This window comes from Pseudomonas sp. Root569 (assembly GCF_001427465.1).
Classification (GTDB): domain Bacteria; phylum Pseudomonadota; class Gammaproteobacteria; order Pseudomonadales; family Pseudomonadaceae; genus Aquipseudomonas; species Aquipseudomonas synxantha.
In genome coordinates, this window is sequence record NZ_LMGQ01000003.1 from 226518 (window position 1) to 239613 (window position 13096).

The 13096-nt window shown below is 62.0% G+C and carries 12 protein-coding genes; 2 read left to right on the forward strand and 10 right to left on the reverse strand.

Annotated elements, in window-relative coordinates; all coding sequences use genetic code 11:
- Positions 1-3: 3 nt before the first annotated feature.
- The 4 genes from ASD70_RS04665 to ASD70_RS04680 form a co-directional block, all read right to left on the reverse strand.
- Positions 4-2187, reverse strand: coding sequence for a xanthine dehydrogenase family protein molybdopterin-binding subunit (locus ASD70_RS04665; protein ID WP_056845785.1), 2184 nt, complete (start codon positions 2185-2187; stop codon positions 4-6).
- Positions 2184-3173 (reverse strand): FAD binding domain-containing protein, encoded by a 990-nt coding sequence (locus ASD70_RS04670; protein ID WP_056845786.1) that lies wholly within the window; start codon positions 3171-3173, stop codon positions 2184-2186. Before ASD70_RS04670 ends, ASD70_RS04665 begins: the two co-directional genes overlap by 4 nt.
- Positions 3170-3694, reverse strand: coding sequence for a (2Fe-2S)-binding protein (locus ASD70_RS04675; protein ID WP_043048475.1), 525 nt, complete (start codon positions 3692-3694; stop codon positions 3170-3172). The genes ASD70_RS04670 and ASD70_RS04675 overlap by 4 nt, the downstream gene beginning before the upstream one ends.
- Before the next feature lie 97 nt (positions 3695-3791).
- A complete protein-coding gene (locus ASD70_RS04680) occupies positions 3792-4238 on the reverse strand; it encodes a DUF4879 domain-containing protein (protein ID WP_056845809.1) in 447 nt (148 codons plus the stop codon).
- Between the two features lie 188 nt (positions 4239-4426).
- Here ASD70_RS04680 and ASD70_RS04685 point away from each other — a divergent pair, with 188 nt between their 5' ends.
- Positions 4427-5722: an NCS2 family permease gene (locus tag ASD70_RS04685; RefSeq protein ID WP_034117796.1), complete on the forward strand. Its 1296-nt coding sequence runs from the start codon at positions 4427-4429 to the stop codon at positions 5720-5722.
- On the forward strand, positions 5719-6798 hold the full coding sequence (gene trmA, locus ASD70_RS04690) for a tRNA (uridine(54)-C5)-methyltransferase TrmA (protein ID WP_046069609.1): 1080 nt from the start codon (positions 5719-5721) through the stop codon (positions 6796-6798). Before ASD70_RS04685 ends, trmA begins: the two co-directional genes overlap by 4 nt.
- Before the next feature lie 70 nt (positions 6799-6868).
- On the opposite strand, the gene ASD70_RS04695 is transcribed toward trmA, so the two are convergent.
- The 6 genes from ASD70_RS04695 to ASD70_RS04720 all read right to left on the reverse strand — a co-directional run bounded on the left by ASD70_RS04695 (position 6869) and on the right by ASD70_RS04720 (position 13020).
- On the reverse strand, positions 6869-7324 hold the full coding sequence (locus ASD70_RS04695; protein ID WP_046069610.1) for a DUF2442 domain-containing protein: 456 nt from the start codon (positions 7322-7324) through the stop codon (positions 6869-6871).
- Entirely contained in the window at positions 7321-7749 is a 429-nt protein-coding gene (locus tag ASD70_RS04700; protein WP_046069611.1) for a DUF4160 domain-containing protein, read from the reverse strand. The genes ASD70_RS04695 and ASD70_RS04700 overlap by 4 nt, the downstream gene beginning before the upstream one ends.
- Positions 7750-7884: 135 nt before the next feature.
- Complete coding sequence (locus ASD70_RS04705) at positions 7885-9213, reverse strand: TolC family outer membrane protein (RefSeq protein ID WP_046069612.1); 1329 nt, start codon at positions 9211-9213, stop codon at positions 7885-7887.
- Positions 9210-10535 carry an HlyD family type I secretion periplasmic adaptor subunit gene (locus ASD70_RS04710; protein ID WP_056845787.1) on the reverse strand — a complete coding sequence of 442 codons (1326 nt, stop codon included), beginning with the start codon at positions 10533-10535 and terminating at the stop codon, positions 9210-9212. The genes ASD70_RS04705 and ASD70_RS04710 overlap by 4 nt, the downstream gene beginning before the upstream one ends.
- The gene (locus ASD70_RS04715) at positions 10532-12280 is read right to left on the reverse strand and encodes a type I secretion system permease/ATPase (protein WP_056845788.1); all 1749 of its coding nucleotides are present in this window, start codon (positions 12278-12280) and stop codon (positions 10532-10534) included. The genes ASD70_RS04710 and ASD70_RS04715 overlap by 4 nt, the downstream gene beginning before the upstream one ends.
- Before the next feature lie 119 nt (positions 12281-12399).
- Positions 12400-13020 (reverse strand): heme acquisition protein HasA, encoded by a 621-nt coding sequence (locus ASD70_RS04720; RefSeq protein WP_046069615.1) that lies wholly within the window; start codon positions 13018-13020, stop codon positions 12400-12402.
- Positions 13021-13096: the final 76 nt, after the last annotated feature.

Below are 13096 nucleotides of genomic sequence, written 5' to 3' on the forward strand. Positions count from 1 at the left end.
TTTTTAAAGCACCTTGTCCAGGGTGATCGGAAACTCCCGCACCCGCTTGCCGGTGGCGTGGTAAATCGCATTCGCTACCGCCGCCGCCACCCCGACGATCCCGATCTCTCCCACCCCCTTGGACCCCAGGGCATTGACGATCTCGTCGTGCTCTTCGACAAACACCACGTCAATCTCGCCGATATCGGCATTCACCGGGATGTGGTACTCGGCCAGGCTGTGGTTCATGTAGCGCCCCAGTTGGTGATCGACCTGGGTCTCTTCATGCAGGGCCATGCCGATGCCCCATACCACGCCGCCGAGTATCTGGCTGCGGGCCATCTTCGGGTTGACCACGCGCCCGGCGGCAATCGCGCTGACGACACGGCTGACCTTGATAGTGCCCAGGTCCTCATCCACCTGCACCTCGACAAATACCGCAGAGTGGGTGGCGGTGGCATAACCCTCGCGCTTCTTGTCGGGCTCACTGTCGACCTGCACCTCCAGGACGTCCTCACCACTGTCCTTGACGAGCTGGGCCAACGCCACACTCACGTCACCGGCATGCAGCTTGCCGTCCTCGAACCTTACGGATTCGACATCCTTGAACACCGGATAAGTCTGCCGGGCGATTTTCAGCAATTTGGCGTTCAGCGCTTCGCACGCTTGCTGCACGGCGGTGCCGACGGAGGACACGGTAAACGAACCACCCTGCAGCGGCGCCGTGGGTAGGGAGGAATCACCCAACAGGAAATTGATATCGGCCAGCGCCACGCCACTGGCCTGTGCCGCGATCTGGGTCATCACCGTGTAGGTGCCCGTGCCGATATCCGTGGTAGCGCTGCTGACCGTGAGCTTGCCATCGGCGTCGATGCGCGCCTTGGCGCTGGCCTTCATCTGCATGGCTTCCCACACGCCGCCGGCCATGCCCCAGCCGATCAACTGGCGGCCGTCGCGCATGCTACGCGGTTCCGGGTTGCGCTGGCTCCATCCGAAGCGTTCGGCGCCCTCGCTGTAACACTCACGCAGAGCCTTGCTCGACCAGGGCTTGTCTTCGTTCTGGTTGCGCTCGGCGTAGTTGATCAGGCGCAGTTGCACCGGATCGATAGCCAGGGCGCAGGCCAGTTCATCCATGGCGCATTCCAGGCCGATCACGCCTAACGCGGCGCCGGGGGCACGCATATCCAAAGGCGTGAACACATCCAGCGGCGCCAACTTGTAGGTCAGTTGCACGTTGTCGCAGTGGTAGAGCATGCCGCTCCATTCCACCACGTGCTCGCTGAAATCGTCGAAGCGCGAAGTCTGGCCAATCGCGGTATGCCCCAGGGCCAGCAAGCGCCCGTTGGCGGCGGCGCCCATCTGCAAACGCTGCAAAGTGCGCGGGCGATAGCCGAAGGTGAACATCTGCTGGCGAGTCAGGGTGACGCGCACTGAACGCTTGAGTGCCAGGGATGCCATGACGGCCAGTGGCAATTGATACTGCGGACGCAGGCCCGAACCAAAGGCGCCACCTACGAACGCAGCGAAAATGCGCACCTGGGTTTTATCCAGGCCGAAGACTTTTTGCACATAGGCCTGGCAGTTCTGCGGGCCCTGGGTCTTGTCGTGGATATGCAAAGTGCCGTCCGGCTGATACAGCACGGTGCTGGCATGGGGTTCCATCGGGTTGTGGTGCTCGATGGGGGTGCTGTAGTGCAAGTCGAGGCTGACCGCGGCGCCCGCCCATTCGGCCTGGAAGTTGCCGCGTGGCTTGGGCGGCGTCTGTGGCGAGGGGTGGGCCTGCTCCTGTTGGGTGAGCAAATCCGTCTCGAAGCTTTCGCGTTCGTACTCGATCTGCACCAGTGAGCCGGCATGCCGCGCCAGTTCCAGGTTATCGGCGATCACCAGGGCCAGGGGCTGGCCGCTGTAGAGCACACGATCGTTGTAGAGCGGGCGAAACGGCGAGCCATCGGCGGCATCGTCATCGGCAAAGGCATCGTCGTAACTGGCGATCTTCGGTCGATTGAGGTGATGGATCACCGCCACCACGCCCGGCAACGCCAGGGCCTTGGCAGTATCAATGCTGACGACCCGGCCCTTGGCGATCGTGCTGGAGACCACGCTGCCATGCAGCAGGCCATGTTCGGGAAACTCACCGGCATAACGCGCTTGTCCAGTGACTTTAAGCAGGCCGTCGACACGGTCCAGGGGTTTACCGATGGCACTCATGGCTGTTCTCCTGCGACCGCTGCATCGCTCAGGGCACGAATGATTGCGCGACGCGCCAACTTGACCTTGAAGCCGTTGTGTTCAAGCGGCTCGGCATCTTGCAGCAGGGCGTCGGCGGCGTTGCTGAAGGTTTCGCGGCTGACGACCTGGCCGATCAATGAAGTTTCTACCGCACGGTCACGCCAGGGTTTGTGCGCCACACCACCCAGGGCCAGGCGCGCATCGATGATGGTCTCGCCATCAAGCTCAAGGGCTGCGGCGACCGACACCAAAGCAAAAGCGTAGGACGCCCGATCGCGGATTTTCAGGTAATGGCTGTGCCGGGCCAGATGGTCGGCGGGCAACTCGATGGCGGTGATCAACTCGTCGTCGGCCAACTGGTTATCGCGCTGCGGCGCATCACCGGGCAGGCGGTGGAAGTCGGCAAACTCGATGACTCGCGCACCGCCGCGCCCCTCGACATGTACCCGCGCCTCCAGCGCCGCCAGGGCCACGCACATGTCCGAAGGATGGGTGGCCACGCAGTGCTCGCTGGCGCCCAGGATCGCATGGATGCGATTCAAACCGCTGCGCGCCGGGCAACCGCTGCCGGGCTCGCGCTTGTTGCACGGCACCGTCGCGTCATAGAAATAGTAGCAACGGGTGCGCTGCAACAGGTTGCCGCCGGTACTGGCCATGTTGCGCAGTTGCGGCGAAGCCCCGGCCAGGATCGCCTGGGACAGCAACGGGTAGCGCTGTTCAATCAGCGGGTGCCAGGCCAGGTCGGCATTGCTCACCAGCGCGCCGATACGCACACCGCCCTCGGCAGTTTCTTCAATCCCATGCAGTGGCAGGCCAGTGATATCGATCAGGTGCTCGGGGCGGCTGATGTTTTCTTTCATCAAATCCAACAGGTTGGTGCCGCCAGCAATGAAGCGCGATACCGCACTGCTCGACTGCACCGCTTCGTGCACATCGGCAGGTTTGCTGTACTGGAAAGGGTTCATTGCTCACCTCCCGTGGTGCGGCACGCTGGCAGCGCCTCTTCGATGGCATCACGGATATTGGTGTAGGCGCCGCAACGGCAGAGGTTGCCGCTCATCAATTCCTGGATCTGGGCACTGTCATGGGCGCGGCCTTCATTGGCCAGGCCCACGGCGGAACAGATCTGCCCGGGGGTGCAGTAGCCGCACTGGAAGGCATCGTGTTTGATAAAGGCTTGCTGCATGGGGTGCAGTTGGTCGCCTTCGGCCAAGCCTTCGATGGTGGTCAGCTCGGCGCCATCGCACATCACGGCGAGGGTCAGGCAGGCATTCACGCGCTTGCCATCGCGTAATACCGTGCAGGCGCCACATTGGCCGTGGTCGCAGCCTTTTTTGCTGCCAACCAGGTCCAGTTGTTCGCGCAACAGGTCCAGCAAGGTGGTCCAGGGCAGCACGTCCAATTGGCGATCCTGGCCATTGAGGGTCAATCGAATCGAGTGGGCGACGAACGGTTGGGCCGCCGCGCCATTAGGGGTCGCGCTCATAAAACACCTCACGGGTTGGTGTACATCCGCGGCGTTCAGGAAAATCGCCGTCTCAGGGGTACGACTTCCCGGGGTTTTGAGCGTTCAAGATGATTGATCAGCGGATATTGAGCTGGGCTTTCAAGGTGTTTTGCGGCGGGTTGATCGAGGTGTTGGTGAATTCGAACCAGCCCTGGGCCTGCACATTCAGGTCGAACACATAGATGTAGCCCATCAATGTGCCCACGCCGTTGCAGGCCTCACTGATGTTGCCGACCTGGCACACCGCCGTGCGTTGCCCGTTCAACTCTGCGCCGTTGAAGCGCCCCATCGGGCTGTTGCCCAGGCCGACTTCCATGACCGAAACCTTGGTGGGCCCGCGGTGCTCGCACATCTGGGTGGTGTTGACCCGTTCCGGGATCGCTTCGCTGCACTTGGCCGATTCCACCTTGAACACCCGCACCTCGCTCAAGGCCGGTGCAGCCGCGCCCCACGCCGGTGCTGCACCCAGCCACAGGCTGATACTGGCGATCAGAGCTAGACTCCACGCGTTGGCTTTTTTCATGCTGGCAATGACCCGGTATTGAACGTCGGCGCAGTATGCCTCAAGGCCATGCGCCACACAGCCTCGGCTGCTGGTATGATGCGCCGCTTTTTCCGATCCTCTCTGAAACCACAGGCGCTTGGCGCAGTTTGTGCTTTGACTTAGAGGTCAACAAATAACGACGCAAGATAGCGTCACAGGGAGCCGGCATGCTGGAAAAGCTGTTTCAACTCAAAGCACACAACACCAATGTGCGCACCGAGATTCTCGCGGGTATCACTACCTTCCTGGCCATGGCCTACATCCTGTTCGTGAACCCGAGCATCCTCGGCGAGACCGGCATGGACAAGGGCGCGGTGTTTGTCGCCACCTGCCTGGCCGCCGCCATCGGCTCCACCGTGATGGGCCTGATCGCCAACTACCCGATTGCGCTGGCACCGGGCATGGGCCTCAACGCCTTCTTTACCTACACCGTGGTTCTGCACATGGGCCATACCTGGCAGGTGGCGTTGGGCGCGGTGTTCATTTCGGCGGTGCTGTTCTTCCTGCTGTCGATCTTCCGTATCCGCGAGTGGATCATCAACAGCATCCCCCTGCCCCTGCGTTCGGCAATTGCCGCCGGTATCGGCCTGTTCCTGGCGCTGATCGCCCTGCACAACGCCGGTATCGTAGTCGCCAACCCGGCGACCCTGGTGGGCCTGGGCGACCTGAAGCAACCCGCGCCGATCCTCGCCACCCTCGGTTTCGTGCTGATCGTCGCGCTGGAAGCCCTTGCGGTACGTGGCGCCGTGCTGATTGGCATCCTGGCGGTGACGATTGTCTCGATCCTGTTGGGCGTCACTCCGTTCGGCGGCGTGACTTCGATGCCACCGTCCCTGGCCCCGACCTTCCTGCAGCTGGATATCAAGGGCGCCCTGGATATCGGCCTGGTCAGCGTGATCTTCGCCTTCCTGTTCGTCGACCTGTTCGATAACTCCGGCACCCTGATCGGCGTCGCCAAGCGGGCCGGCCTGATGGGCAAGGACGGCCATATGCCGAAAATGGGCCGTGCGCTGATCGCCGACAGCACGGCCGCCATGGCCGGCTCCTTGCTGGGCACCTCGACCACCACCAGCTACATCGAATCCGCTGCGGGCGTGAGTGCTGGTGGTCGCACCGGCTTGACCGCCATCGTGGTTGCGATCCTGTTCCTGCTGGCGCTGTTCTTCTCACCCCTGGCGGCCAGTGTGCCGGCCTTCGCCACCGCGCCAGCGCTGCTGTTCGTTGCGGTGTTGATGACTTCTGGCCTGGCCGAAATCGACTGGGATGACATTACTGTTGCAGCGCCGGTGGTGATCACCGCCCTGGCGATGCCCTTCACTTACTCCATCGCCAACGGCATCGCCTTCGGTTTCATCGCCTGGACCGCCATCAAGCTGCTTTCGGGCCGCTACCGTGAGCTGAACCCGGCACTGGTGATCCTGTCGATTCTGTTTGTGATCAAGCTGGGCTGGTTCAACGCATGATTTTTGACGCCGCAACCTACACCGTTCAACTGCAAGACAAGGTCACGCGCCTGCGTGACCTGCTGGCCCCCTTCGACGCGCCCGAGCCGCAGGTCTTCGACTCGCCCTTGCAGAACTTCCGCCTGCGCGCGGAGTTCCGCCTGTGGCGGGAGGGTGGCGAGCGCCACTACGCGATGTTTTCCCAGGACGACAAGCGCACGCCGATCCTGATCGAAGCATTCCCTATCGCCAGCCAGCGTATCAACCAACTGATGCCGCAACTCAAGGCCGCCTGGCAAGCCAGCGCCGCCCTGAGCCACAAGCTGTTCCAGGTGGAGTTCCTCACCACCCTGGCCGGCGACGCGATGATCACCCTGTGTTACCACCGCCCCCTGGACGAACATTGGCACACCGCCGCAAACAAGCTGGCGGCGGAGTTGAACGTGAGCATCATCGGCCGCTCCAAGGGCAAGCGCGATGTGATCGGCCAGGACTACGTGGTGGAGAAACTTGACGTTGGTGGCCGCACCTTCAGCTACCGCCAACCCGAAGGTGCCTTCACCCAGCCCAACGGCACGGTGAACCAGAAGATGCTCAACTGGGCCTATGAAGCCCTGGGCGATCGCCCGGACGATCTGCTGGAGCTGTATTGCGGCAACGGCAACTTCACCCTGCCACTGGCCACGCGCGTGCGTAACGTGCTGGCTACCGAGATCAGCAAGACCTCGGTGAACGCGGCCTTGAGCAACCTCGATGAAAACAAGGTGGATAACGTCACCCTGGTGCGCCTCTCCGCCGAAGAGTTGACCGAAGCCCTGAATGAAGTACGTCCGTTCCGCCGCCTGCACGGCATCGACCTGAAAAGCTACGAGTTTGGCAGCGTGTTCGTCGACCCACCCCGCGCCGGCATGGACCCGGACACTTGCGAACTGACCCGGCGTTTCGACAACATCCTGTACATCTCCTGCAACCCGGAGACGTTGGCCGCCAACATCGCGCAACTGCATGACACGCACCGGATTACCCAATGTGCGATGTTCGACCAGTTCCCGTGGACGCACCATATGGAATCGGGTGTGTTGCTGACCCGCCGATAAATCCGCGGGGCATCGACCCAATAATGTGAGAGAGGGCTTGCTGTGGCGAGCCCCCTCCCACACGGGCTCTTCATGTGTCTGGTGTTTCTGGTACGTCCTTGCGCGGCCGCCCGCCCTTCTTGCCATTGGCGCGGGCGGCGGCGGATTTGGCCGCGCTGCTTTTGCGACCATTGCGCGATGCCACCAGGCTGGTTGCCAGTTCCATCAGCGGTTGGCTTGTGGCGATCAGGCCGGTGATCGAAACATCCAGGCCCTGAGCCTCACAGCTAATCGCTTTGCCACCGAAAGTCACCTCCAACTGCTGGAAATCTTTCTCTGAAAAGCCTTCGAACTCCGGCAGGCCAGCCACCGGCAACATGATGCGGCTGCCGTCGCTGAAGCCAATGGAGAGACAGTCGTTTTCATAACGTACGTTGCTGGCGTTGGCGTACAGGCGTTTCAACCTGCGCCCTCGGACGATTGCCTTGTCAACGTCAGCTTCAGTGAGAGGTACATAAGGTTTGACCTTAGCTTTTACGATCTTCATAAATTAATCCCCACACAATCTGGCGCTCTTATCAGATTCAAAATAGTCCGTTGCTCGACAACGTCGTGCCGTGCGCTTGCAATGACGTAGACACCCGGTCGAATGACCAACCCTGGAACCAATTCACCTGCGTCCCAATTCCAGGAATGATTCTCCAGGCAAACCGTCTGCAGTTTTTCCCACCAAATCCTGCGTGCCCGCGCCAGGTAGTGCCGCTGCATGATCGCCCCGCGTATCTCATTCAAAACCGCCATGGGTGGCCGCCTCCGTTCAGGCTCCACGTCCCACAACTCGACATCCCCATCCAAAAAACTGAAACGAAAACGTACATCCCATCCCTTGCCCCTGACATGCACATGGGGCGGGCAATGCTCATCCCTGACAAACACCGAAATCACGTAGCCTTTGTAAGCACCTACTCTCATCGTAACCCATCCGTTAGGTTATTTTCCGCCAAGTAACAATTTCCCTCTGTCACCCGACAACCGGCTCCTTATTCCCGAAGCTGTTTCACAGATTAGTAACCACAAAAAACCCGGCGAACGCCGGGTTGTAACCACTCATGCCGACGGCTGGAAATACCCGGCCAGTGCCCGCAAGTCCTGCTCGCTCAGCAACCCCGCGTAATACTTCAGTTGAATGCGCGCCAGCAGGTAGGCATGCCGCGCATTCGCCAGGTCGCGGCGGGCGGTGAAGAGTTGCTGCTCGGCGTCGAGCACGTCGAGGTTGACCCGTTCGCCGCCACTGACGCTTTTCTTCGTGGCGGTCACCAGCGCTGTCGCAGAACTCACCGCCATTTCATAGGCGCGCACCTTCGCCGCGCCGCTGGTGTTGAGGTTGAATTGCTTGCGCAACTCCACCAGCGTGGCGGCGGTTTGCGCGTCCAACTCGTATTGGGCCTGGGACAGTTGGTTGGCCGCCTGGCGCGTGGAGGCCGACACCGAGCCACCGGCAAACAGCGGTAGGCTGACTTGGATGCCGACGCTGTTGGTGTCGTACTTCTGGTTGTAGCTGCTTTCTGAGTCGGAGCTGGTCTGGCGGCTGCTGGCGTACAGGCTGACCTTAGGCAAGTGCCCGGCGCGCTTGCGTTCCACTTCATAAGAGGCCACATCCAGTGCGTGGTGCTGGGACTTGAGTTCAGGGTTGTTGGCCATGGCCAGTTCACGCCAGGTTTCGAAGCGATTCGGTTCCAGCGGTGCAATATCGAATTGGCGGGCCAGGGGCGCCAGCGCTTCGATCTGCAGCGGCTGGCCAACAATGGCCTCCAGCTCGCGCAAAGCGCTGTCCTGGGCATCCAGGGACTCGATTTCCTCGGCCTGGGCCAGGCTCAGGCGCGCCTGGGTTTCGAGCACATCGGTGCGCGTGCCTTCACCGCCTTTGAGCAGGCGATCATTGAGTTGCAGACGTTCGGCATAGGCACGCTTCTGCGCACGGCTCAACTCGATGCGCTCCTGGGCCAGCAACGCCTGGCTGTAGGCGCCCAGCACCCGCACCGCCAGTTCCTGGCTCTTGCCGCGAAAGCGCTCATCAGCCATCAGCGCCTGGGCCGTGCCTTGGCGAAAGCGCGCATAGGCTTCGTAATCCAACAGTGGTTGTTGCAAGGTCAGGGTCGAGGCGTAGCTGCGATAGTTACGGTCGCTGGTGACATTGCCGAGCGCGGTGCTCTGGGTCACTTCCGATTCATTGCGCGAATTGTTGTAACTCCAAGACAGGTTCGGCAGCAGGGCCGCCCGCCCGATCACGCGGTTTTCTTCACCGGCTTCACGCTCCTGGATCGCGGCCTGAAAAGTTGGATCATTGCGCAGGGCCAAGTCATAAACGTCCAACAAACCCAAGGCCTGCGCGGCCGATGTACAGCTGAAACAGAGGGTGAACAGCAACGCCTTCATTCTTCCACCAGGGCCATATGGGTGCGGTCCAGCAAGGGCTTGAACAGATAGTTGAGCATCGAGCGCTCGCCCGTCTTGACGAAGGCTTCCACCGGCATGCCCGGGCGGATCTGCACGCCGTCCAGTTGCTGCATGCCTGCCGCACTGACTTGGGCACGCAACGTGTAGTACGGCTCGTCGGTGCGCTCATCGACCTGACGGTCGGCGGACACCAGCGTGACTTCACCCGTCACCCGTGGCGTGGTGGACTGGTTGAACGCCGAAAACATCAATTCCACCGGCAACCCTGGGTGCACCTTGTCGATCATCTGCACCGGCACCCGTGCTTCCACCAGCAGCGGCTCGCCCTGGGGCACGATGTCCATCAGGGCCTGGCCGGGCTTGATCACGCCGCCCTCGGTGTACACCTCCAGCCCCACCACCACGCCGGATGCCGGTGCGCGTACCAGGCTGTTGGCCAGTTCAAACTCAGCCGAGGCCAGGCGATTGCGCAGGTCGTCGCTGCGAGTGCGGGTCTCGGCCAACTGGCCGCGCAAGTCTTTCTGGAAGTCTTCACCGAGCTGGCGGATGCGCAAAAGCAATTCCAGCACCTGGCGCTGCAACTGGCCGATGCGTCCAGCATCCTCGGCGATGGCACCATCGATTTGCGCGTACAGCCGCTCGCTGTCAAGCAGGCGATTGCGTGGGATGTAGCCGTCGCGCGCCAACTCACGCAGGCCCTGCAGTTGTTCATTCAACGCCGCCCGCTGTTGCACTTTGCTTGCCTGGGAATCCCGCGTACCGCGCATTTGCGCCTCAAAGCCGGCGATGGTTTCGCGCAGGCCCGCCTGTTCGGTGGCCAGAGCCTGGGCACGGCTTTCGAACAGCCGGCGTTGCAGACTAAGGGTGGAGGCTGCTTCAGGATCGGCCAGCAGCTCAGGAGCAAACTCGATGGCCGGCAAACCTTCGCTTTCTGCACTCAAGCGCGCTTCGCTGGCCAGGGACGCGAGGTATTGGCTGCGCAGCGACTGCATCTGCCCGCGCAACGGAGTTTCCTTCAAGCGCAACAACACCTGGCCGGCACTGACCCGGTCACCGTCACGCACCTCGATACGCTCGACGATCCCGCCCGCCGGGTGCTGCACCGTCTTGCGATGGCCCGAGACCATGACCTTGCCCGGCACCGCCACGCCCTTGTCCAACGGTGCCAATGCTGCCCAGCCGAGGAACCCGGCAAAGCCCCCGAGCACCAGCCACCAGCCCAGGCGCGAGTATTTCTGGTCATCCAGCGCCAGCACGTTGTGCGGTTGGTCGCTGACTAATGTGGGTTTACTCTGGCTCATGCGTGTTTTCCTTCACCGAGGCGGTAGCTCATGCTCATGGTCGACACCGGCTTACTCGCCAAAGGTTTCTGCCGCGCTTCCAATACCCGCGCCGTCGGGCCGAAGGCCTGCATCTGGCCGTCCTTGAGGATCAACAACTGGTCGGTCAGGCTCAGCACGTTGGGCTTATGGGTAATCAGGACCAGGGTGCGGTGCTGTTGCTTGAGCTGGGCGATGGCTTGCAGTAGCGCCTGCTCGCCCACTTCGTCGAGATTGGCGTTGGGCTCATCCAGCACAATCAGCGCCGGCAGGCCGTACAGCGCACGCGCCAGGGCCACCCGTTGTTTTTGCCCACCCGACAAACCCGCGCCGCCTTCGCCCAGCAGGGTGTCGTAGCCTTGTGGCAGCTGCAGGATCAGCTCATGCACGCCAGCCATTTGCGCCGCAGCGAGGACTTTGTCGGCTTCCACCGTTTCAAAGCGCGCGATGTTTTGCGCGATGCTGCCGGCGAACAACTGGATGTCCTGGGGCAAGTAACCGATATGCGGACCCAGTTGCTGCTTGTCCCACAGAGCCAGGTCGGCGCCATCAAGGCGCACCTTGCCGGCCAGCGGTGCCCAGGCGCCCACCAGCACCCGGGCCAGGGTCGACTTGCCGCAGCCCGACGGTCCGATAACACCGAGTACGTCGCCCGCAGGCAGGCTGAAACCCAGGTTGGCCAGCGCCGGCCGGCGACTGCCAGGGGCACAGGCGCTGATCTGCTCCACGCTCACCTGGCCCTTGGGCACGGGCAGGGCCATGCGTACCGGGCGCGCCGGGTTATCCTGGAGCATCAGTGACAAGCGCTCATAGGCCAGACGCGCCGAACTCCACTGCTTCCACACGCCGATCAACTGGTCGATGGGGCTGAGCACCCGGCCCATCAGGATCGACCCGGCAATCATCATCCCCGGGGTGATGTCGCCGTTGACCGCCAACCAGGCGCCCAAACCCAGTACCAGGGATTGCAGGGCCAGGCGTACGCCCTTGGACCAGGCGGTAACCACGGCAGTCTTTTCACTGGCCAGGTTCTGCTGTACCAGAAATGCCTGGTGTTGGCTGAACCAGCGCCCGCGCAGTGTGGCGAGCATACCCATGGCCTCGATGGTGTCGGCATTGCGCAGGTTGGCCGTGGCCTGCTGACTGGCACTGATCGACAATTGGCTGGCCAGGGCCATCGGCGCCTGGCTGACATGGTGGTTGGCCCACGCCAGCGCTGTCAGCAGCAGCGCACCACCCAGCGCCAGCAGGCCCAGCCAGGGGTGGAACAGAAAGATCACCAACAGGTACACCGGAAACCATGGCGCATCGAAAAAAGCGAACAACGCCTGGCCGGTGGCGAACTGGCGCAAGGTGGTCAGGTCGTGCAGGGCCTGGCCCGCGGCCTGGGTGCCGCCCTTGAGCTGCGCTTCATAGGCGGCGTCGAATACACGCTGGTTCAAGCGCATGTCCATCTGCGTGCCGAGGCGAATCACCACCTGGCTGCGCACCCATTCCAGCGCCCCCATCAAGCCGAACAGGCCGAGGATCATCAGCGTCAGCATCAACAGCGTCATCTGGTTGCCCGAGGCCAGTACCCTGTCATACACCTGCAACATATACAGCGCCGGGGCGAGCATCAGCAGGTTGATCACCGCCGAGAACAGGCCGATGTTGAAGAAGGCACTTTTATAGGCCGTCAGTGCAGCCAGCATCTCATTCGTGCGCTTGGCACCGGGCCGAGTCATGGTGGTTGTTCCATTGAAGAGTCGAGCAAGGGCCCGCCCGGTGCGTTGACGGCACCTGCGGCGTGCCCACAGGATTCGCAAGGCCGATGAAGGCGTGACCCTCCATCGGCTCTTTTGCATCAGGCGGCCATGGCGAAGTCTTGAGGCGCGTCCTGAATGCCGACCAGGCCCACATCGGCTGCGCCGAGCGCAGCCGAGTCCTGATGCGCCACACCGGCCGCGGCCAGTTGATCGAAGGTGGAATTGACCGACAGGCTTGGGTCGATGCCCTTGAGCAAGGTATCGATGGCCGAGGCCAATGCCGAACTGTCACCGCTCATCAGGCCGTACACGATTTTGTGCACCTGGCCGTCACGGCCTTCGGACTGCAGGCTCGACAGGCCCAGGTTGGTGAAGCTGACTTCCTGGTTGGCGATGCTGTAGCCACCACTGCTTGCGCCACCGGCCAGGGTGTCGCCCAGGGTCAGAGCGTCGAGCGAACCCCACAGCGTGTGAGTCGGCGGATTGAACAGGGTGTAATGCAGGCTGCCTTCGGCGACCACGGCGGCATCACTGACACTGCTCGAAACGCCGTATTGAGTGCCGTCGAACGGCCCAGGATTGAAACCACCGGTGTTCACACCCTCTTTGACCGAACCTTCACGGTGGTTGAGATCACCGAAGTAGGCCGACCAATCGCTCAGGTACTGGGCGACGGTGTTAGCGGCGTAGGTCGTGCTGTATGAAATAGAAATGCTCATGCAAAACTCCAAGTCATGGGGTGGTCACTCCGCAGCAAGCCAATGCCTGCTGTGGTTTTGCCCGTCACTGGGCAAA

Coding starts and splice junctions, on each gene's coding strand:
- ASD70_RS04665 (WP_056845785.1), bottom strand. CDS start 2,187: ATGAGTGCCATCGGTAAACCCCTGGACCGTGTCGACGGCCTGCTTAAA.
- ASD70_RS04670 (WP_056845786.1), bottom strand. CDS start 3,173: ATGAACCCTTTCCAGTACAGCAAACCTGCCGATGTGCACGAAGCGGTG.
- ASD70_RS04675 (WP_043048475.1), bottom strand. CDS start 3,694: ATGAGCGCGACCCCTAATGGCGCGGCGGCCCAACCGTTCGTCGCCCAC.
- ASD70_RS04680 (WP_056845809.1), bottom strand. CDS start 4,238: ATGAAAAAAGCCAACGCGTGGAGTCTAGCTCTGATCGCCAGTATCAGC.
- ASD70_RS04685 (WP_034117796.1), top strand. CDS start 4,427: ATGCTGGAAAAGCTGTTTCAACTCAAAGCACACAACACCAATGTGCGC.
- trmA (WP_046069609.1), top strand. CDS start 5,719: ATGATTTTTGACGCCGCAACCTACACCGTTCAACTGCAAGACAAGGTC.
- ASD70_RS04695 (WP_046069610.1), bottom strand. CDS start 7,324: ATGAAGATCGTAAAAGCTAAGGTCAAACCTTATGTACCTCTCACTGAA.
- ASD70_RS04700 (WP_046069611.1), bottom strand. CDS start 7,749: ATGAGAGTAGGTGCTTACAAAGGCTACGTGATTTCGGTGTTTGTCAGG.
- ASD70_RS04705 (WP_046069612.1), bottom strand. CDS start 9,213: ATGAAGGCGTTGCTGTTCACCCTCTGTTTCAGCTGTACATCGGCCGCG.
- ASD70_RS04710 (WP_056845787.1), bottom strand. CDS start 10,535: ATGAGCCAGAGTAAACCCACATTAGTCAGCGACCAACCGCACAACGTG.
- ASD70_RS04715 (WP_056845788.1), bottom strand. CDS start 12,280: ATGACTCGGCCCGGTGCCAAGCGCACGAATGAGATGCTGGCTGCACTG.
- ASD70_RS04720 (WP_046069615.1), bottom strand. CDS start 13,020: ATGAGCATTTCTATTTCATACAGCACGACCTACGCCGCTAACACCGTC.